This is a genomic window from Yersinia alsatica (genome assembly GCF_902170305.1).
Taxonomy (GTDB): Bacteria; Pseudomonadota; Gammaproteobacteria; order Enterobacterales; family Enterobacteriaceae; genus Yersinia; species Yersinia alsatica.
Genome location: NZ_CABHWW010000038.1, coordinates 208823 through 229429, shown reverse-complemented (window position 1 = coordinate 229429; position 20607 = coordinate 208823). Strand labels below are relative to the sequence as shown.

The window sequence follows — 20607 nt, the reverse complement described above, 5'->3', positions numbered from 1 at the left end:
CTCGCTATTAATGAATGAATATTATGATGTTACTTACTTAATATCAGAAATTATGCCTTAACTCCACCGCCCAGAACCAAAAATTATTGCTGGTCTTATTGTTATTAGTCCAGGTTTGTTCTGGCCGGTAATAGGTATCTGCAAATATTGAAGTTTGTTTCGTTAGTGGATAAAGCACCTGTAAGCCATAACGACTCCGATTCTTTTCTTTATATAGCGTTTCATGGTTGTTCGAATCACGGAAACTCTGTGTGCCTTTCGTCAATGCCAGACGGGTATAGGGCATCAATAGTAAGTCATTATCGAACTTATAACGGTAAATGCCCCATAAGAAGTGCTCTTTGTTATACAGCGTATTGACCAATTGCTCATCAATGTATAAATAGTTTAGCCAGAGTGAATTCTTCTGGTTAAAGGTGATATTTGTCCCGGCAAAGTGTTCATTAATTTGGCTCCAATCCCGCTTATATACGCCATAGTTCCCTTTTGCACGAGCATAATCTAGCTTACGGTCTATCAAACGAAATGAGAGGCTAGCATTAAAACTCAGGGTTTCTGAGTATTTATAGTATGCCTGTGGACGTATCCAAATTTCATGCCGTTCTTCCCCTTTGCGGACATCTCCCTTATATTCTGGGTCAGCCAGAGCAGGACTTTTGATTGAAGGGAAATGCCAGTTATCATTACGATATCCGAGACGTAATTTTGTATTACCGTTCTTACCGTCATAGGTGAAAGGAAAGGTTCTGGTTACCCCTGCCTGCCAACGTGTACGATCATACTCTGGGTTATTATCCAAATATGTTTTTAAGAACTGAACATCATATAGCCATAATGAATCATTCTGGTAAACATAGGCACCGACATAAGGTGAGGTTGCCATACTTCCTTTAATAAACTTCCAACTTTCATCACTGTCTATTTCTTGCTCAGCACCTATATAGGTATCAAAATTCCAGGCTTTTTGTTTTAGTTTATCTTGTGCTTCTTTTTTCTCTTGTTCTATTTGCTGGATTCTTTTATTTAATTTAATGATTTCCTGGTCATAATCAGTTTCAAACTCATCCGCAAATACAGGCATACACATCGTTATGGCGCTGAAGACCATAAGTCCTTTTACTATATTCATTTTTACCTTCCGCGATGTTTATAACAGTGTTAATCCATAACCACGTGGATAGAGTATTTGGCTATTATCAGGCGTTCTAATATCTACCGGTAATTTCCCATGCGGCTTGGCCAGTACATCTAATTTCCCTTTCGTCCCCTGAAATAGCGTTTGTAGCCCGCTGCGGATGTTGGTTTCCAAGCTATTACGCACATTATTAGTGACATCAAATCCAGTGATGCCATAAATCGCAATATTGGCTTTAACATTAGACAAATAGGCAATGTCGTAAGGGTTTCTGCTGGAGATAACAACCAGAGGAATGTTTTCTTTATTTGCTACATCGATAATCCGCTGTGCATTGACAGGGTTGAGCTTAAGATTATAAGTAGCGAGAATAATAAGATTCTGGCCTTTAATCTGCCTGGCTATCTCTTCAGGTCTAATATCATCTTTATCCAGCTTGATGACTTCATTTTTAACGTCGAAAGTGACACGAAACTGATCTGCAATATCATAGAGATGCTTGGTGATTAGTTCGTTACGTGGTTTTTCATCAGAAAATACCATGATATTGTTTTGCGGCTTGAGGTGATAAGGCAAAACATTGTCATTTTTAATTAGCGTGATCGCCTGTTCAGAAATGAAATTTTCAATATCTTTATGATTTTTCGATGCTACAACTCTTTCAGCGGTAGCAACGTCGTGCGGGTCCGCAGAAATGCGCTTACTAAGTTTGGTATAAATAACTCGCTGTGCAGCATCTTCAATGCGTTGTTTAAGCACAGGATCTTTTACTGCCTCGGCTTTTAAATAGTGGTAAAGCCCCTTGAGTTGCTCAACACTGGCGCTATTCTTTATTTCCATGGGCATTAATACAATATCATTTCCTGCCATAATGGCTTGTTTGATTGACCAGTTACGATCAAAATTACCGGTGATAGCGCCCATATCCATCGCGTCAGTCAGAATTAAACCATTAAATTTAAGTTGGTTACGCAAAATACCGGTCAAGATCGGCTTCGATAATGTAGCCGGAGTGCCGATTTTCTCGCCCTTAATATTCGTCAGCATGGCGTTATCAAGTGCGGGTACCACAATATGAGCCGTCATAATTGCATCAGTAACGGGCATGACTTCAACAAATGGTTTCAGTTCTACCTGCTGCCATGATGCTTTATCAATATTGACAGTAGGTAGCGCAAAATGGGTATCTGAGCTGACATTACCATGGCCGGGAAAATGTTTTAGTGAAGTCAGCACATTGGATTTATGAATACCATTGATATAACTGCGTGCTAATTCCCCCACCAGCACCGGATCGTCGGAGTAAGAACGAACACCAATAACAGGATTATTTTGGTTATTATTAACATCAACTACAGGACCAAAATTAAAATTAAAACCAAGACTGGATAATTCGTAGCCATGAATACTTCCAGCTTGCTCAGCTAATTTTGATGATCCTGTCGCGCCTAACGCCATATTTCCGGGCATTTCAGTACCAACTCGTAAGCGGGTAACATATCCCCCTTCCTGATCAGTGCTAATAAATAGTGGGAAATTACTCCGTGCGCGCTGTAGATTATTAATTAATTCAACTGTCTGCGGAGTGTCAATTAAGTTTTCTCTAAAAAGAATAATCGATCCTAAATGATAGTCTCGAATCATTTTACTGACGGTGTCATTGATTGCGATAAAGGGCTTTTTATCATCGTTGTTATCATTGCTCCACGAACGAATATCAACCATCAATATTTGCCCAAGCTTTTCTTCAAAGCTCATGTTAGAGATTATTTTTTCAGCAGATGTTTGAGGTGATAACCACATTTCTTTAAGTTGTGGGTCTGGAATAACATCTGCGTAAGCGCAGCTACTAAACAAGAGAATCGCGGGTATTATTACTTTCATTAATTCCTCCGTTATTTATGTTTGCCGGGGGGATTTTACTTTTTAGTTTACGTAATAAAGTGATAATTATCACAGTTGATTGATTCGTTATTTTCCGCTAAAAGGAATATTATTATTCCTTTTTTTTACGTTCATTTCCCGAAGCCTGATGCATAAGGCGATGAGGAAAGGAATAACGTCTCAGTATCAGGAATATTTATTATTAAATTTTTCCAAATGTAATCATTTAATATCTCCCGCCTCCCGATATTGTAGGCAATGTCTTACAAAATGAACACCATGTAAATGGAATATGGCAATGAGATAATCAAAATATCTTACTTCATTGCCTGAAATCAGATTAACCACTCGCTGTCTGCATCAGTCATCCAAATTATTGATAGTCATATTTGCATTTAAAATTAATGGCTTAGCCATTTCTTGCCGCAATTGCATCAATGCCAAAAAAATCAGATCTGTCAGGGTATTTTGAGCCGTACGTGAAGAGATCGAGGAGCTGCGCCACTCATTCTCATCAGAAATACTTTCAAGGACATAATCTGCAATTTTAGCCAGCGGCGAGACTTTACTGCCCGTGATAGCAATGACGGTTGCCCCTTGCGCTTTAGCCATTGTTGCAGCAATTCTCATATCCTTCCTTCTACCAGTGAATGAAAGAACAATCTGTACATCTTTGGGTGTCAGAGTGAGCGCAGCTGCTATCTGGACATGGAGGTCGGCTTCAACCAGCGTCACTATACCTATCTTTTGTAGTTTGTAACTCAGGTCTTTGGCTGTAAGTCCTGACCCCCATATCCCGACTATTTGCACACGCTGAGCAGTATTAATAAGAGACACAATATGTTGGAAAACTGAGAAATTTATCTTGCGGGTTGTCTCCATGATTGATGCCGTCTTCTCATGCGCAAGCTTTTGTGCCATGACCATCAGTGAATCTTCTGATGAAATAGAATTATGCAGGGCTTTATGTGGATAAGATTTAAATAAGTTATTCCGGCCTAATTCCTCACTGATAGCAAGTTTCAATGCAGGAAAACCTTTCATTCCTATCTTTTGACTAAATTTTACGATTGCTGATTGGCTGACGCCCGCATTTTCTGCAAACTGAGAAGAAGATATACTGAGTATAGATTCCGGATTATCAAGAATATATTTCGCTATTTTTTGTTGGTTTTCTGCCAGTTCAGGCAGTAACCAGGTTATTTCATTCAGAATCGACATTAAAAGTTTTCCCGTAAAAGATAATAGATTATTCCAGCACCCGCATCTTTATGAATCAGGCGTAACTGCATAAATATAATGAGAATAATTTTTTTATTTATTGATTTTTATCGCTGCTTATTCCTCTAACCAGCCATGCTTAGAATAGATTTTACCGTGACAAACATCACGTTTAATAAATAAATAATTCCTTAACATCGCCGATAATTTAAATAAAAGGAAGTCCTAATGAAGATCAATCTAAGCTCAATGGTTACAGAAAGCCGAAACCCCGCTAGTTCTCAAATTGACACCCTTGCAACTCTGGATATGCTCACGGTGATCAATAACGAGGATAAAAAGGTCCCTTTTGCGGTGGGAGAGAAGCTTCCTGAAATAGCCAAGACGGTTGATCTTATTGCAGAGGCTTTCGCAAATGGCGGCAGATTAATTTACTGCGGCGCGGGTACCTCTGGGCGGCTGGGGATTTTGGATGCCAGTGAGTGCCCACCAACTTATGGCACGCCACGAGAAATGGTCGTCGGCCTAATTGCTGGCGGAAATACCGCCATCCTACAAGCAGTTGAAAATGCTGAAGATAGCCGTGAAATGGGTGAGCAAGACTTACGTAACCTTAATTTTAATGCCCGTGATGTGCTCGTTGGTATTGCAGCAAGTGGCCGCACACCTTATGTGCTCGGGGCAATGGCTTATGCTCGTGGGGTAGGCGCTACCGTTGCCGCTATTTCCTGCAATCAGAATAGCGAAATGAGCAAAGCGGCAGATATTGCCATCGAGCCGCTGGTTGGCCCGGAAGTCGTCACTGGCTCATCACGAATGAAGGCCGGCACTGCGCAGAAATTAATTCTGAACATGCTGACAACCGGCGCCATGATCCGCAGTGGCAAGGTTTATAGCAATTTGATGGTGGATGTCGAAGCGACAAATGCCAAGCTAGTACAGCGCCAGGTCGATATTGTTGTCCAGGCGACAGAGTGTTCCCCCGATGAGGCGCAAGACGCGCTCAATGAATGCAACCGCCACTGCAAAACAGCCATTATGATGATACTAAGTGGTATGTCTGCCGAGGACGCGGGTGCGATCCTAAGCAAGAATAAAGGGTTTATCCGTAAAGCACGGCAGGAGATTAAAGTATAACTATGGCGAAAATAACGGATTCTACGATTGAACAGATTTTACTCTTCATTGGTGGGAGTAAAAATATCATCGTCTGTGGAAACTGCATGACGAGGCTGCGTCTCACCTTAAGAGATCGCCAGCTAATACAACACGAAGATCTGAAGAAAATTCCCGGAGTCATGGGAGTGGTCAATGGCGACGACCAATTGCAAATCATCCTAGGGCCGGGTAAATCTCAAACCGCCAGCGAAATGATGAATAAGGTTCTAAGTGCTGAACCACAGCAGGGCCATGACAATGCTGATGAAATTGATCTGCAAGTACTGGCAAGCCAAACAAAACAACAGATGAAAGCGAAACAGAAGAGTGCAGTTCATAATTTTCTGACTAAATTTGCGACCATCTTTACCCCATTAATTCCGGGCTTCATTGCCGCAGGGCTACTGCTAGGGATAGCAACTCTGCTTCAGCAAACATTGGTATTAGAAGGCGTCACTCCGTCCTCGTGGTTAGTGGGGCTGATTGCTTACATGAAAGTGTTCAGCATCGGCTTATTTACTTTCCTGAGCATCCTAATTGGCTTTAATACACAGAAAGCCTTTGGCGGGACCGGAGTCAACGGCGCAATTATCGCGTCGTTATTTATTTTACGCTATGTGCCGGAGGGCACTGTCGGCTATTACGCCGGGATGGAAAACTTCTTCGGCCTGGTCATTGATCCGCGCGGTAATATTATTGGCGTGCTGCTGGCCTGTATGGCAGGGGCATGGATTGAGCGACAAGTACGTCGTTTTATCCCTGATAATCTGGATATGATCCTAACATCAACTATCACGTTGCTGATTACTGGTGCGATTACCTTTGTGGTTATTATGCCTTTGGGTGGCGAGCTATTTAAGGGCATGTCTTGGCTATTTATGCACTTGAATGGTAACCCTTTCGGCACCGCAATTCTGGCGGGGCTATTCCTGATTGCCGTAGTTTTTGGTATCCATCAAGGGTTTGTTCCAGTCTATTTTGCCTTAATGGATGCGCAAGGATTTAACTCATTATTCCCTATTCTGGCGATGGCGGGTGCCGGTCAAGTGGGCGCCGCGCTGGCTCTTTATGCGCGTTCGCCCAAAGGCTCTGTCCTGCGTACGCAAATTAAAGGGGCCATCTTCCCCGGGCTATTGGGGATTGGCGAGCCACTTATCTATGGTGTGACGTTACCGCGCTTGAAGCCCTTTGTTACCGCCTGTGTGGGTGGTGCGGTCGGCGGCTTCTTTATTGGGCTCGTCGCTTGGCTGGGGCTTCCGGTTGGCTTGAATACGGTATTTGGTCCATCGGGCATAGTGTCGATTCCACTAATGACATCAGCACAGGGGATTTTTGCCGGAATGCTGGTTTATATTGCTGGCCTACTGATTTCGTATATTGCTGGCTTTATTCTGACCTGGTTTTTTGGCCACAAAAATATCGATTTAAGCTGATTTTTTATCGCAATATCCAGATAATCTGGCCCTGTATCACAGGGCCATTCTATTTATCTAGTGAGCTAAAATCCGTGGTTAGCGGCTTTTATACAGGTTATATCCCAATTGTTGGGCAACCGAAGCCACCATTTTCTGCCCGCGCACGCTATTGCCGACCGGATCAAGTGGTGGTGAGAATGCGGCAATTCCCATAACCCCAGGGACTACCGCTAAAATACCGCCACCGACGCCACTTTTGCCCGGTAAACCCACGGTATATGCCCAATCGCCCGAGCTACCATACATCCCTTCCATTGTCATTTCCGCCAGAATAAATGGCATGTTTGAGGCCGTCAGTACCTGTTTTTTAGTCACCGGGTTCATGCCATTGGCTGCAAAGGTTGCCCCCATGGTTGCCAATTCAATGGTATTAAACAAGGTTGAACACTGGCGGGTATAAACGTCGCAAGCTTCCATTGGATCGCAATACATCGCCTGCGCAGAATAGAGTAACCAGGCAATGGCACGATTATGAAAATTAGTGGTTTGCTCTGAATGATTAACTTCATCTGAAAGTGAAATGGGTGCCCCGGCAAGTTTCTGTTGAATATCCAGAATACGTGCCCAGCGGTTTTCACGATCACTGGCCTTAATCACACTGACCGTAGACATGGCGCCAGCATTAACCAATGGCGACAGGGGTTTGCCATTGTGCAACTCCAACGCAATGACCGAGTTAAAAGGCAAACCGGTAGGGTCGGCACCAATCTTGTCCTGCACCTCCTGCGGGCCAATGTCTTCTAAGGCCAAGGCGAGGGAACACACTTTCGAAATAGACTCTAAAGCAAAGCGAAAATCAGCCTCGCCTTGCGCGATAATATGGCCATCGACGGTAACAATTGCCACCGCAGCAAGTTGGCTGGGAACACTGGCCAGATAGGGAATATAACTGGCATTCTCACCCCCAGAAAGAGTGGAATATTGCGAATAAGCATTCTTAACCGCTTGATTTAAATGATCCAGGTTAATAGTCATAACACTGACTCCAACACTTAATGTCATTGAGCAGGGGGCCAATGCCGCCCTGCTTAGAGAGGAGGGAAATTAACTTTTTGGCGTGCTCGCCGCTGGGGATTTCGTGGCGACAGATGCCGTCACATCACTGGTATGGGCTGCCGATAAGTTTTGTAACCCCGGATGCCCGTTCTCGGCTTGCCAGGTAAATGGGGCAAAATCACTGTTTTCATCACGCCAGTGAGGTTTGCGCACCAAATAAATCAAGAATGGCAGCACGACAAAGAACAAGGTGGTGGCAATCAAAATGCCAACGTATTCCGTTGGGCTACCGACTGATATTTGGCTGGGTGGAATAAAACTAAAGACGAAAGCCAGAATAGAGCCAAGCAACCCAGCCCCACCAATTATCCACATACCGATAGTGCCACCGGGAATATGATATGGCCGCGGGCGATTCGGCTGGCTATAACGCAGATAAATTGCCGAGCCAAACATCAGCATATACATAATGAGATACAAGATTACGGTCATTTGACTCATTATTTGGTACGCAGCCTGCACTGAAGGTAATACCACAAACAGAATAGCCAGTAAGGTCACCAATAATGCCTGTAACAGCAGAATATGTGTCGCCATGCCATTTTGGTTTGTATGTTGCCACCAGCGCGGCAAATAACCCGCTTTAGCCACCACCAGCAAACCAGAGGATGGGCCAGCAACCCAGGTCACTACCCCGGCTAATACCCCAATAGCCAAGGCAAAGGCGACAATCGGCCCTAACCATTCCAGACCAGCCCACTTAAACATCGCGTCATAAGCGACCAACAAACTTTGTGTCAGGCTAATATCCGACTTAGGAATAATAAAGGCGATGGCCAGAGTCCCTAATACGAAAATAAGCACCGTCCCCACGGCTGACAGCATGATGGCAATGGGGTAATTTCTGTTGGGATTATCCACGTCCTTAACATGGATGGCATTCATCTCCATACCGGCATAGAACAAGAAAATACTCGCTGCCAGCACGACGTTATCGAAGTTGGTAAAGTCGGGAATCACCTGATCCCAAGCTAATTCAATTTGTGGTGCTCCACCGCCCAATAGGTAAGCAAAGCCCAAAACAATCAAAATGATCGCCGGAATAATGGTACCGATGATACCGCCCCATTTTGAAACTTTGGCAAATGTCGCCACCCCTTTAAAGGCAATAAAGGTGGCGAGCCAATAAATAAATAGCACTATTCCTAACACAAAGAATTTATTGGCAGACAGGGCCTCGTCCCAGCGTTGTTCGGGGCCAATAAAGGCCAGTGATACTGCGGCAAATGTCAGCGCGGTGGGGAACCAAACTGTGACTTCAATCCACAGCATAAACATGGCTAGAAAGGCCAATCGTGGGCCAAAGGCTTCACCAACCCAGCGAAATACCCCGCCTTTTTCAGGCCAACCCGTGGCTAATTCAGCCGCGACCAATGACACAGGAATTAAGAAAAATACAGCAGCAAAGAGGTAGTAGAAAATTGAACTCAAGCCATATTCAGCCTCAGCGGGTAATCCCCTGAGACTAACGACAGCCACGATATTCATAATCGCCAAAGTCGCGATGCCCAGTTTTTTTACCGGGACCGCTGACTTGGCGGTATTTGAGACAGTATTTGACATAATTTATCCACCTTATTCACGGCATGACGCCGCCTTGTTTTAAAGGCTCATAATCAGAATAAGAAAAACCCGTTTTAGGTATGGTTAAAACTATTCTGACTGGCCTCGCCGCCAAGGGATGGATGTTCACTGAGATATTTCAGTGAAGATTTAAAATCGTCTAATAGCAGTGCAGCGAAGTCCATTTCGAATCCGCGGCGGCACATGATGCGCATCACTACCACATCGGACATGCCGCCACTCAGGGTAAATGCCGGGACTTGCCAACCACGTAATCTTAAACGTTCAGAAAGGTCATAGAGGGTATAGCCCGGTTTTGCCCCGTCTTTGACACGGAAACATATTGCAGGAATTCCCTCATAGGGGCCGCCACTGCAATAGAATTCATACGGTCCTAGCGGAGCAATTTCTTTTGCCAAGAATTCGGCGACCTGATAACAGGCACTTTGTACTTTGGTATAGCCTTCGCGGCCTAGACGAATAAATTCGTAATATTGAGAAATAACCTGCCCCGCCGGACGCGAGAAGTTGATGGCAAAAGTACCAACTTGGCCACCAAGATAATCAACATTGAATATCAGTTCTTCAGGTAAGGCTGCGGCATCACGCCAAATAACCCAGCCACAACCTAATGGGGCCAAACCGAATTTGTGCCCCGACGTACTGATTGATTTTACTCGCGGTAAACGGAAGTCCCATTCGATATCAGGCGCAACAAAGGGAGCTAAGAAGCCGCCACTCGCCGCATCGATATGCATATCAATATCAAGACCTTTCTCTTTGTGCAGCTTGTCCAATGCATCATGCAGTGGTTTAGGAAACTCATAGTTGCCGGTATAAGTCACACCGAAAGTGGGCACCACGCCAATGGTGTTTTCGTCACAGGCCTCCACCATGCGTTGCGGGTCCATAAATAATTGCCCCGGAGCCATTGGGATTTCACGCATTTCTACATCCCAGTAGCGAGCAAATTTATGCCAGCAGACTTGTACCGGCCCACAGACAAAATTAGGTTTATTCGTGGGTTTTCCTGCGGCTGCCATTTTCTTGCGCCAGCGCCATTTCATCGCCATGCCACCCAGCATGCAAGCTTCGGAAGAACCAATGGTATTGGTTCCAACCCCTTGCCCATCCTTTGACTTAGGTGCATTCCAGAGATCCGCCATCATATTCACGCAGCGCATATCTATCGCCGCCGACTGCGGATATTCCTCTTTATCAATCCAGTTTTTGTTTATCGACAGATCCATCAGTTTGTGGACATTATCGTCATCCCACGTCTGACAGAATGTAGCGAGGTTTTGCCGCGCATTGCCATCAAGAAATAGCTCGTCACTGATGATTTGAAAAGCGATATCTTCGCGCATCTCTTCTTTAGGAAATTTTTTATCTTCCGTCATATTACGAATTGCTTGGGAGCCAAAGCGAGAATCCAGTAACGTCGAGCGGTATTCATCTATAGATTTTCTAGTCATTTCCAACCCCTATCCTAATTGAGGAAAAATTCAATTAAAAGTCAGTGAAATCAAACAACTATAAAAGGTAAGATTATTATTGAATTTATTTAGCCATTTAAAAAAAAATGCAGACACAGAACCATTATGATTTCACCTGATGTTAAAAAGTTAGCACTGAAAAAAAATTGTGCCACCATAAATATAAATATGTCCATTTTATGAATAGATGCTTTTCATATTATTTATCTACTAAGTCTATTTATTCAATACTATATAAATCCTATTTTTTATTCAGTCATTGGCAGATGATTTTCTTGTGCGGACTTTATTAATTGGAAAGATTATTAATATAAGTGACTGTGATTAAATACGTTATCCACCGATAACGTATTCAGAAAAGGGGGGGATAATCTCACTCACGTTGCCTTAAAGCATCAATAGTGGCAGTTGGCATCGGTATCACTGATTTTAAGCTATTTTCAATCCGTTCAATGATGGTCATTCGTGGCCCAGAAAGCCACCCATCAGAGCTGTAAAAACGCGCCTCAGCATTGGCCATTGCTTCTTGGCTATCAAAAGCACGCATCAGGTAATAAGCATCTGGATCGTGGAGCGAATTTCCATAAGCCACAACGTCCATCCCCTCTCTGGCATGCAGTGGGATGCTAATTTCTCGCATGATTCGATGGAATTCAGCACCACTCCCCGGCTTCAAGGTATATTGCAGGATTTCCAGTACGCGATAGTCCATTTCATTTCTCCTATAATTCAGCTTCCATTGATATTTTAATAAGTATTCTTCGCCCTATTACCATGCTGTTTTTCCATCTAATGTACAAGAAACATTCCACTGCCTAATCATTTGAATATCATAAATTTTATTTATATATTAATGACGCGGCCTATACTCATGAGAGTTATCGATAACTGAGTTCAGACAATACAGGAGTCATAGTTATGCTGAATATAGATCGGAAATACCTTATCAGCCTTGATAAAGGGACCTTAAAAAAACAACGACTTATCATGCAAGTCATTGCTATTTTACTGCTGTTAGGTGGGATTTTTTGCCTGATTAATCCGCTGGCCTCCGGTGCGGCCCTCAGTATGATCATCGGTATTCTGCTGCTGCTCAGTGGTATTGCGATGGTAATCGGGATGATAAGCAACCGCTCTCATAATCTCTGGCCGATGGTCACTGGTATTTTGCTGGGTGTGGCATATATTGTGATGGGGTATGTATTCATTACCAATCCTACTGTTGGAATGATAAGTCTGGCTATCGTGCTCGGCGTATTGTTTGCCTTTGGTGGGGTAATGCGGCTGATAACCGGCTTTAGAATGTGGGGATTGCCGGGCGCATGGCTACAAATTTTACTGGGCGTGCTTGATCTGATCATTACCTATCTGCTGGTCAGTGCCGGGCCATTAATGTCAATCACGATGGTGACAACCTTGGTCGGGATTGAAATGTTATTCAGCTCATTTGGCTGCTTTATGGTCGCGAGCTTATATAAACGTAATTCATAATCCCCTTCCGCAAGCGGTATCATGAATAGTGATACCGCTGTTCTGGAAATAATGTGAAAGGTATATAGTCAGGTTTTATACTTCGACGAGATACTTTATGTCCCGTAGCCAGCGTCTGCTTGATTTGATTCAAATTCTACGCCGCCATCGTTATCCGGTTACCGGTGCGGCGTTGGCGGATGAGTTGGCTATCAGTGTGCGGACACTTTATCGCGATATCGCAACCCTACAACAACAAGGTGCTGATATTACAGGCGAACCCGGCTTGGGATATGTACTGCGCCCTGGCTTTATGCTGCCGCCATTGATGTTTTCCGAAGAGGAAATTGAAGCTCTGGTTCTGGGTTCACGTTGGGTCAGCCATCGTGGTGATTCACAGTTAAGTGCAGCGGCACATAATGCTTTGGCCAAAATTGCCGCGGTGTTACCTGCGGATTTACGTGATGAGCTGGATGCCTCGACATTGTTGATCGGCCCAGTAGGTCATATGCCTAATAGTGAGCTGGCACTGCCAACATTGCGCCGCGCTATCCGCAGCGAACGAAAAGTCGATATCACTTATCGCGATCTGAAAGGTACTGAATCTAGCCGCCGTATCTGGCCATTTGCCATTGGTTTTTTTGAACAGGTGCGCGTGGTGGTCGCCTGGTGTGAACTGCGCCAAACCATCCGTAATTTTCGTGCCGACCGCATCAGTGCCATCTCACTGACTGAGCTGCGCTATCCCCAACGCCGACAGTTGCTATTAAAGCAGTGGCGTGAAGCCGAGGGTATCGAGGATCAATCGCTGCGCCCAACCTCACCAAAACCATCGACATCTTAGAAACTTTCAATCACTGACTAATCACTACTGACAGAAACTGTCAGTATGCCCCGCTAGGATAGAACTCAGCTAAGCGATATTAGGCTAACACACTGAGTATCCATTTGATTATATGGGGTAAAACTATGACAGATCCAAATTTCATCATCTTATACGTTGATAGCCCAACCAACAGCGCGGCATTTTATGCTGACCTTCTCGCCAAAGAACCGGTGGAGTTGCACCCCACTTTTGCCATGTTCGCACTGGATTCTGGCGTGATGCTGGGGCTCTGGTCCAAACATACCGTCGAACCGGCCGCGACAGCCACGGGGGGCGGTGCTGAAGTGGCTTTTGCTTTGGCAAACAAAGCAGCGGTGCAATCTTTATATGATGACTGGCAACAGCGCGGGCTACCTATCCTACAAATGCCTTTACAGATGGATTTTGGCTTTACCTTTGTGGCATTAGACCCTGATGGTCACCGCCTGCGGGTATTTGGTAATTAATAGCCCATCATTCTGATAAACGAAGGGAATATGTCCTGCATGGCTATTCTCTTCGTTCAATACTGCAAAATCTCTCTCCCTCTGCCAATGTCATATTCATGACGGCTATCACAATCAGCACATTGTGATTTCCCAAGCTGCACTGCACCGTCTAAATTTGAATAAAAAATCTCATCCGACCACTTGGCTTAATCCTGTCAGGGCGGCAGAGAAATAACAATATTGGAGACTGCAATGTTAGCTTACCCTCACCTGCTCGCCCCCCTTGATCTTGGCTTTACCACCCTGAAAAATCGCGTCTTAATGGGGTCAATGCATACTGGATTGGAAGAGTTGCCCGATGGCCCACAGCGTCTGGCGGCTTTCTATGCCGAAAGAGCGGCAGGCGGCGTCGGCCTGATTGTCACCGGGGGTATCGCGCCCAATAAAAAAGGCGTGGTATATCAAGGCGCATCGGTGCTAAACGACGTGGCGTCGGTGCCGCACCATCAGATAGTCACAGACGCGGTACATCGCGCAGGCGGGAAAATCGCGCTGCAAATTCTGCATGCTGGCCGCTACAGCTACCAAAAACAGCCCGTCGCCCCTTCCGCGCTACAAGCCCCCATCAACCCCTTTGCTCCACAGGCACTAAGCGGCGATGAAGTGCTGCAAACCATTGCCGACTTTGCCCACTGTGCCCAACTGGCAAAACTTGCTGGCTATGATGGTGTCGAGATCATGGGCTCAGAAGGCTATCTGATTAATCAGTTTCTCGCGGCCCGAACCAATCAGCGCCAGGACGAATGGGGCGGTGATTTTACTCACCGCATGCGCTTTGCCGTAGAAATTGTCCGAGCGGTTCGTCAGGCGACTGGGGCCGATTTCATCTTGATTTACCGCCTTTCTATGCTTGATCTGGTGGAAGAAGGCTCAAATTGGGATGAAATCGAACAGTTGGCGCTGGCCATAGAACAAGCCGGAGCCACCTTAATTAACACCGGCATTGGCTGGCATGAGGCGCGAATCCCTACTATCGCCACTATGGTGCCACGCGCCGGATTCAGCTGGGTGACCCGCAAATTGATGGGGAAAGTTCGCATTCCATTGATTACGACTAACCGGATTAATGACCCCACAGTTGCCGAGCAAGTATTGGCTGACGGCTGTGCGGATATGGTATCCATGGCTCGTCCGTTTCTCGCTGATGCAGCTTTTGTGCAAAAGGCCACCCAGAACCGAGCTGATGAAATCAACACCTGCATTGGTTGTAATCAAGCTTGTCTGGACCAGATTTTCGATGGCAAATTAACCTCATGTTTGGTTAATCCGCGGGCTTGCCGTGAAACTGAAATGCCGGTATTGCCGACTGAGTTCCCCAAGCGCTTAGCGGTGGTCGGCTCTGGCCCTGCCGGGTTGGCTTTTGCTGTGACCGCCGCCAGCCGCGGCCATCAGGTGACACTATTTGATGCCGCCGCAGAGATTGGCGGCCAATTTAATATTGCGAAACAGATCCCCGGCAAAGAAGAGTTCTACGAAACGTTGCGCTATTTCCGCCGCCAATTAGTGCTTCATGGTGTTACCCAGCAGCTCAATACCTTTGTGCAGGCATCGCAACTGGCTGATTTTGATGAAGTGATTCTGGCATGTGGCATTCAGCCCCGGTTGCCGAATATCAAAGGTATTGAGCATCCGAAAGTGCTGACTTATCTGGATGTCTTGCGTGATAAAAAACCAGTGGGTGAGCGGGTCGCCATTATTGGTGCCGGTGGAATTGGCTTTGATACAGCGGAATATCTCAGTCAATCCGGTGATTCCAGCAGTCTGGACAGCAGTGCATTCAGCAGTGAATGGGGCATTGATCAAAACCTTGTCCACCGCGGCGGTTTATCGCCAGAGGGGCCAAAAGTGCATCCTTCACCCCGGCAGATTTTTCTATTACAGCGGAAAACCAGCAAAGTCGGTGAAGGTTTGGGGAAAACCACCGGCTGGATCCACCGTACCAGTTTGGCAATGCGCGGCGTGAAAATGCTCAATAGCGTCAGCTATGATGCCATTGATGATGAAGGGTTACATATCACTCGCGCAGAGCAGGTCAGCTGTCTACCCGTCGATACTATTATTATCTGTGCCGGTCAGGAGCCACGTAGAGAACTGCATCAGCCACTACTGGATATGGGCAAAACCGTGCATTTGATTGGTGGCGCTGATATTGCAGCCGAGCTAGATGCGCGTCGGGCAATTGATCAAGGGACGCGGCTGGCATTAGCCATATAACCGGTGGAGAGAGGCAGGGGTGGCAGAAATCACGCCCTGTGATTCCTTGGCGTTGCGGCAAGTAAACACCGCTGCAACGCCAAAGGATAATTAGAAATCGCTGTACGACATATCCAAACTACCCGAACCACCACCCTCAGAGCGGGATGACGCGGTCTTCACGGCTTTCAGCACCATAAACTTCTGGTTAGAATCCAATGTCTCGCAATTGCCAAACAGGCGCTTCAGTTTGTGGAAGTAATCCAAATGGCGGTTCCCGACAATCATCAGCTCGCCACCCACTTTCAGGCAGCGCTTGGCATCGCAAAACATCTGCCAGGCCACATGGTCACTGACCGCATGCTGTTGATGGAATGGCGGGTTACACAGCACCAATTGCAGGCTCTCACGTTCTACACCGGCCAAACCATGACTTACCATGAACTCACAGCGCGACAAATCTTGTGGGCGGTTATAAGTGATATTCAGCTCACTAGATGCGACTGCCATATATGATTCATCGACAAACAGCATTTCTGCCAATGGGTTTTGCTCCAGCGCAATTAAACCCACCACACCATTACCACAGCCCAAATCAGCTATTTTACCGGTCACATCATAGGGCAGGATTTCCATAAAGAAACGCGCGCCGATATCCAGATTATTGCGGGAAAATACGTTCGCGTGGTTATGGATAACATACTCGGTATTAGCTAGTGGCCAGTCAGTGGTTTGCGGAGCCTCTGCCGGTGGAATATCGGCCACTTCACAGTGAATCAGACGCGCTTTCTTCCATGCCAGCGTGGTTTTGGTCGGCCCGAGAATTTTTTCGAACAATTGCAGGGTTGAGTTATGCACATCACGAGATTTTGCACCGGCAATAATCACCGTGTCCGGCGCAACGACCCGGCGCAAAGCATGTAATTGATGCTCTAACAGCGCTAATGCTTTAGGGATTTTAATCACCACCAGCTTAGGCGCTTGCGGCAAGGCATCCATACTGCTTAGCAATGTCACTGCATCTTCATCCAAATGGTTTAAACGCAAATTGTGCGCTGTCGCCAATTGGCTCATATAGGAATCACTGACACTAAATGGACGATGAGCGTGTAACGCACAAGCCAGCGTACCAAACTGATCATTAAACACCAGCACTGGGCGACCGTCGATTTGGCTTAAGTCAATGTTTTGTAGCAGATATTCATCTGCCGCTTCCCATGCCTGTAAGGTATTGGAATTTTCTTGCGGGGGGAAACGCTCAAGCTCAAGGCTTTGTGTCCCCAGTAAGAGTTGGCTCATCACCGCTCCTGAATAATAAATTTGGGCTGTTTATCCCCTAAAACGGGCGCTCAGTAAAATGTTTTTTTACTTAAATGCCGTTTTATCGCAACCAAAGCTGATAAAAAGTGAGAAATGCCTGAAACACGGCAGGGAAAACGCCCTGATGAACAGCTTAGGCGCGCTTTATGAATTGCCTCTTTTCCCCTGCACCAATCCTTATCAAGCATTATTTTCATGTTAACTCATTATGAATAATCTCTATTTTGGTTAACCCAACATAGAATAACTCGCCCGATAAATCTCGGCATTTATTAATCCTTTATTATTACGTATTCGCAAAACAAATTAAATAACAAACAGTATGTTATTTATATTTTGCTCAGGAATGTCAAAACCACCAATATATTATCTTGATATCAAGTCTGCATTTTATAGCTGGAAGTAATAATAATCCGTAATTATAAAAACTTAGATATCAATTACCAGGAAGGTAAACCAAGAATGTCTATATCAAATCTTATGCAACACTCTGTTGAGTCCCCCTCATTACCTTATCGTCTGGCACCTTGCGCCAAAGCTATCAGTGTATTGTTTTTGGTATTCAGTAGCCCAATGGTGTGGGCAGATATTCATGACAAAAGCCAACAGAGAGTGGAGCAACAATCAAGCCTATATCCAAGCCCAGTGGAGCAAAAACCAAGCCCATATGAGTATTCTTGGAATGAACCCGATCCGACGGGGTTGGCTGATACAAGAGAAAATGAAAAGTTAGCACAACAGCAACTAAAAAACCCAGATGCCGATATTTGGAACGAAAGAACCTTGGACCAGATAGAAGCAGAAAATAAGAAATGGCTACAACAGGATCAGGATCGTTTGGAACATGCAGAAACACTGCGACTGGCACAGGAACGGGTACAGGAACTGCGACAGGAACAAGAACAGGAACAGGTACGACAACAGGCACGGCTTCGGATATATGCACTGGAAGAAGCAGGAGTAGCATTGATAGCTGCAGCGCCCCACATTACAGATTTTGTTGGAGAATACTCACGCCAACCACAACGAAATGCATTACAGATAAAAAACCTATATGGAACATATCTCTTCAAGCCCCCAGGGCCAATAGATAATGTTTTACCATTTAACACTAAGACAATGCACCCAAAAGATATTGGGGCAAGACTATCTGAAATAGTCTTTAACCTACCTGAAGCAATATCTCACCTGCTAATACTTAAAGAAGATTACGCTACACAACAACAACAACTGAAATTAACAGAGAAAAACACTCAAAAATTTGCAAATATAGTTAAAGATATATTAGATGGAAAACCATCTAGATATTCTTCAACAAAAGACGATGATAGAGAAGATGCTTTACTCTCTGGGCTAAATAATCTTTATACAGAAGCTACCGATGTATCTAAAACAATATACTCAATAGTGGATAATATACTCGCCGCTGAACCTGAGAGTACCGCAAAGGCCGTAGTTGAACCCAAAACGGCTGAAAAAGCCCCTATCAGCCCTTCCAAAGTTGCTCAAGCGCCGGTGCTTAAACTAGCCCCGCCCCCTAAACCGGCTCCGATCATTAGCCATAATCCGCAAGCGGGCAGCTATATTGCCAACCAACTCGCTACTCAGCAGATGTTTATGACTGATGACTTGCAATATCGCCAGGGAGAAACACTGTATACCGATCCCATCACGGGAGAAACCGACGTCAGTAGCTTGTGGCTCAATACCACTGGCTCAAAAAGTCGCTTTAGCTCGGGTCATGGTCAGTTGCATACCAAAAGCAACCGCTACGCAGTCCAGCTCGGAGGCACATTAAGTAAGTGGAGCAGTGGCGGCAATGATCAAGGGCTTTTGGGGCTGACTGCGGGTGTAGGTAAATCGACAAACCATAGTCGCTCTACATCATCTCATCATCAGGCGCAAGGTTCAGTTGATGGTTATAACCTTGGTTTATATAGCATTTGGTATGCCGACAACCACAGTAAAACCGGGCCTTATATTGACTTACTGGCACAGCACAGCTGGTTCAATAACCACATCACAGCGCCAAAAGTCGCTACGGGGGCAAATTACAGGTCCTATCTGTTTACCACCGCCTTGGAAACAGGCTACAAACTTCAGTTGATCGAAACAGCAGATACCCGATTCTTTATTCAACCTAAGGCAAAGGTGTCGTGGCAGCGTACCAGCGGGCTGCTACATAATGAATCTGACACACAGATTAAAGTTGACGAGAACAACGCAGTGACGACCAAGTTGGGGATGCGTACAGCATGGGAGTTCGATATTGACACCTTATCATCGACCAGAACCCTGCAAATCAGCCCCTCTTTTGAAGCTAACTGGATTTATAGCCGTATGAACCCGGGGGTACAATTATCAGATATCTATACCACCCCAGCAAAACTACAAAACAAAACAGAATTAGCCAGTATCCATGTTACGCCGCAAGGAACCCGCAATATTGCTGACCTCAAAGTGGGTATTGAAGCTAATATTAATAAAAATCTACTGGTATGGACTCATTTAGGCCATCAATTTGGCAGCCATAACTACAGTGATACTCAAGCCACTCTGGGGGCCAATTATCGCTTCTAAGCAAGTGATGACTTCAGCTACCTTCCCACATTAAATTAAAACCCCGGTGTCAGTAGCAATACCGACATTAGGGGTTTATTTGAATCACCTGATATCCTCAAGTACGATAGTCAATTTACCTAGGGCAAATATCCATGCCGGAACTGACCTACTTACAAGGTTATCCCGAACACCTACAGTCTCAAGTACAACAACTGATTACCGAGCAAAGACTGGGGAATGTACTGCGTCAGCGCTATCCTCAACCCCATGATTACAATACAGATAAGATGCTGTATCAATATACGATTGATCTGAAGAATCAGTATCTGCGCAATGCTCAGCCACTCAGTAAAGTGGCCTATGACAGCAAAATCCAAGTGATGAAGCATGCACTCGGGCTGCACACTGCAATTTCCAGAGTGCAGGGCGGCAAATTGAAAGCTAAAGCAGAGATTCGAGTCGCTACGGTATTTAAAAATGCCCCCGAAGCCTTTTTAAAAATGATTGTGGTACATGAATTGGCGCATTTGAAAGAGAAAGATCACAACAAAGCGTTCTACAGTTTGTGCTGTCATATGGAGCCGCAATATCATCAGCTAGAGTTTGATACACGCCTCTATCTGACACATTTGGATCTGTTCGGCACCATTTACTAGCATTCAATTTGTCTAGCTAATAGATTTCATCTGGCAGTAAGGCG

At 45.3% G+C, this 20607-nt stretch carries 16 protein-coding genes; 8 read left to right on the top strand and 8 right to left on the bottom strand.

From position 1 onward, the window contains the following. Positions 1 to 43: 43 nt before the first annotated feature. The 3 genes from FTA96_RS22415 to FTA96_RS22405 form a co-directional block, all read right to left on the bottom strand. Complete coding sequence (locus FTA96_RS22415; protein ID WP_145535254.1) at positions 44 to 1129, bottom strand: hypothetical protein; 1086 nt, start codon at positions 1127 to 1129, stop codon at positions 44 to 46. Between the two features lie 18 nt (positions 1130 to 1147). Continuing rightward, the gene (locus tag FTA96_RS22410; RefSeq protein WP_145574911.1) at positions 1148 to 3019 is read right to left on the bottom strand and encodes a glycoside hydrolase family 3 protein; all 1872 of its coding nucleotides are present in this window, start codon (positions 3017 to 3019) and stop codon (positions 1148 to 1150) included. Between the two features lie 360 nt (positions 3020 to 3379). Further along, positions 3380 to 4240, bottom strand: coding sequence for an SIS domain-containing protein (locus tag FTA96_RS22405; protein ID WP_050110333.1), 861 nt, complete (start codon positions 4238 to 4240; stop codon positions 3380 to 3382). 228 nt (positions 4241 to 4468) lie between these two features. Here FTA96_RS22405 and murQ point away from each other — a divergent pair, with 228 nt between their 5' ends. Both murQ and murP read left to right on the top strand, forming a co-directional pair. Continuing rightward, positions 4469 to 5377: an N-acetylmuramic acid 6-phosphate etherase gene (gene murQ / locus FTA96_RS22400; protein WP_050134192.1), complete on the top strand. Its 909-nt coding sequence runs from the start codon at positions 4469 to 4471 to the stop codon at positions 5375 to 5377. A 2-nt stretch (positions 5378 to 5379) separates the two neighbouring features. Then, on the top strand, positions 5380 to 6831 hold the full coding sequence (gene murP, locus FTA96_RS22395) for a PTS N-acetylmuramic acid transporter subunit IIBC (protein ID WP_145574908.1): 1452 nt from the start codon (positions 5380 to 5382) through the stop codon (positions 6829 to 6831). 78 nt (positions 6832 to 6909) lie between these two features. Here the strand turns inward: murP and glsA are convergent, their stop codons facing one another. The 4 genes from glsA to FTA96_RS22375 form a co-directional block, all read right to left on the bottom strand. Then, positions 6910 to 7848 (bottom strand): glutaminase A, encoded by a 939-nt coding sequence (gene glsA, locus FTA96_RS22390; RefSeq protein WP_050134188.1) that lies wholly within the window; start codon positions 7846 to 7848, stop codon positions 6910 to 6912. 69 nt (positions 7849 to 7917) lie between these two features. Further along, positions 7918 to 9492: a putative glutamine/gamma-aminobutyrate antiporter GadC gene (gadC, locus tag FTA96_RS22385; RefSeq protein ID WP_050134186.1), complete on the bottom strand. Its 1575-nt coding sequence runs from the start codon at positions 9490 to 9492 to the stop codon at positions 7918 to 7920. Positions 9493 to 9566: 74 nt separating this feature from the next. Beyond that, positions 9567 to 10967: a glutamate decarboxylase gene (locus FTA96_RS22380; RefSeq protein WP_145507522.1), complete on the bottom strand. Its 1401-nt coding sequence runs from the start codon at positions 10965 to 10967 to the stop codon at positions 9567 to 9569. Positions 10968 to 11361: 394 nt separating this feature from the next. Beyond that, positions 11362 to 11700, bottom strand: a complete 339-nt coding sequence (locus tag FTA96_RS22375; RefSeq protein ID WP_050145776.1) for an NIPSNAP family protein — start codon at positions 11698 to 11700, stop codon at positions 11362 to 11364. 206 nt (positions 11701 to 11906) lie between these two features. Here FTA96_RS22375 and FTA96_RS22370 point away from each other — a divergent pair, with 206 nt between their 5' ends. The 4 genes from FTA96_RS22370 to FTA96_RS22355 all read left to right on the top strand — a co-directional run bounded on the left by FTA96_RS22370 (position 11907) and on the right by FTA96_RS22355 (position 16046). Then, complete coding sequence (locus FTA96_RS22370) at positions 11907 to 12479, top strand: HdeD family acid-resistance protein (RefSeq protein ID WP_050134181.1); 573 nt, start codon at positions 11907 to 11909, stop codon at positions 12477 to 12479. A 97-nt stretch (positions 12480 to 12576) separates the two neighbouring features. Next, positions 12577 to 13302: a helix-turn-helix transcriptional regulator gene (locus tag FTA96_RS22365; RefSeq protein WP_050110341.1), complete on the top strand. Its 726-nt coding sequence runs from the start codon at positions 12577 to 12579 to the stop codon at positions 13300 to 13302. 125 nt (positions 13303 to 13427) lie between these two features. Beyond that, positions 13428 to 13790, top strand: a complete 363-nt coding sequence (locus FTA96_RS22360) for a VOC family protein (RefSeq protein WP_050110342.1) — start codon at positions 13428 to 13430, stop codon at positions 13788 to 13790. Positions 13791 to 14024: 234 nt separating this feature from the next. Further along, positions 14025 to 16046: an NADPH-dependent 2,4-dienoyl-CoA reductase gene (locus FTA96_RS22355; RefSeq protein WP_145574906.1), complete on the top strand. Its 2022-nt coding sequence runs from the start codon at positions 14025 to 14027 to the stop codon at positions 16044 to 16046. 90 nt (positions 16047 to 16136) lie between these two features. Here the strand turns inward: FTA96_RS22355 and rlmG are convergent, their stop codons facing one another. Next, on the bottom strand, positions 16137 to 17324 hold the full coding sequence (gene rlmG / locus FTA96_RS22350; RefSeq protein ID WP_050110344.1) for a 23S rRNA (guanine(1835)-N(2))-methyltransferase RlmG: 1188 nt from the start codon (positions 17322 to 17324) through the stop codon (positions 16137 to 16139). Positions 17325 to 17894: 570 nt separating this feature from the next. On the opposite strand from rlmG, the gene FTA96_RS22340 reads away from it, so the two are divergent. Together FTA96_RS22340 and FTA96_RS22335 are read left to right on the top strand one after the other, a co-directional pair. Next, positions 17895 to 19925 carry an autotransporter family protein gene (locus FTA96_RS22340; protein WP_235896064.1) on the top strand — a complete coding sequence of 677 codons (2031 nt, stop codon included), beginning with the start codon at positions 17895 to 17897 and terminating at the stop codon, positions 19923 to 19925. Between the two features lie 134 nt (positions 19926 to 20059). Further along, positions 20060 to 20563 (top strand): M48 metallopeptidase family protein, encoded by a 504-nt coding sequence (locus FTA96_RS22335; RefSeq protein ID WP_050110345.1) that lies wholly within the window; start codon positions 20060 to 20062, stop codon positions 20561 to 20563. The last annotated feature ends 44 nt before the right edge of the window (positions 20564 to 20607 follow it).

Excerpts from the sequence above, each read along its gene's own strand:
- FTA96_RS22415 (WP_145535254.1), bottom strand. The coding sequence starts at position 1,129 with ATGAATATAGTAAAAGGACTTATGGTCTTCAGCGCCATAACGATGTGT.
- FTA96_RS22410 (WP_145574911.1), bottom strand. The coding sequence starts at position 3,019 with ATGAAAGTAATAATACCCGCGATTCTCTTGTTTAGTAGCTGCGCTTAC.
- FTA96_RS22405 (WP_050110333.1), bottom strand. The coding sequence starts at position 4,240 with ATGTCGATTCTGAATGAAATAACCTGGTTACTGCCTGAACTGGCAGAA.
- murQ (WP_050134192.1), top strand. The coding sequence starts at position 4,469 with ATGAAGATCAATCTAAGCTCAATGGTTACAGAAAGCCGAAACCCCGCT.
- murP (WP_145574908.1), top strand. The coding sequence starts at position 5,380 with ATGGCGAAAATAACGGATTCTACGATTGAACAGATTTTACTCTTCATT.
- glsA (WP_050134188.1), bottom strand. The coding sequence starts at position 7,848 with ATGACTATTAACCTGGATCATTTAAATCAAGCGGTTAAGAATGCTTAT.
- gadC (WP_050134186.1), bottom strand. The coding sequence starts at position 9,492 with ATGTCAAATACTGTCTCAAATACCGCCAAGTCAGCGGTCCCGGTAAAA.
- FTA96_RS22380 (WP_145507522.1), bottom strand. The coding sequence starts at position 10,967 with ATGACTAGAAAATCTATAGATGAATACCGCTCGACGTTACTGGATTCT.
- FTA96_RS22375 (WP_050145776.1), bottom strand. The coding sequence starts at position 11,700 with ATGGACTATCGCGTACTGGAAATCCTGCAATATACCTTGAAGCCGGGG.
- FTA96_RS22370 (WP_050134181.1), top strand. The coding sequence starts at position 11,907 with ATGCTGAATATAGATCGGAAATACCTTATCAGCCTTGATAAAGGGACC.
- FTA96_RS22365 (WP_050110341.1), top strand. The coding sequence starts at position 12,577 with ATGTCCCGTAGCCAGCGTCTGCTTGATTTGATTCAAATTCTACGCCGC.
- FTA96_RS22360 (WP_050110342.1), top strand. The coding sequence starts at position 13,428 with ATGACAGATCCAAATTTCATCATCTTATACGTTGATAGCCCAACCAAC.
- FTA96_RS22355 (WP_145574906.1), top strand. The coding sequence starts at position 14,025 with ATGTTAGCTTACCCTCACCTGCTCGCCCCCCTTGATCTTGGCTTTACC.
- rlmG (WP_050110344.1), bottom strand. The coding sequence starts at position 17,324 with ATGAGCCAACTCTTACTGGGGACACAAAGCCTTGAGCTTGAGCGTTTC.
- FTA96_RS22335 (WP_050110345.1), top strand. The coding sequence starts at position 20,060 with ATGCCGGAACTGACCTACTTACAAGGTTATCCCGAACACCTACAGTCT.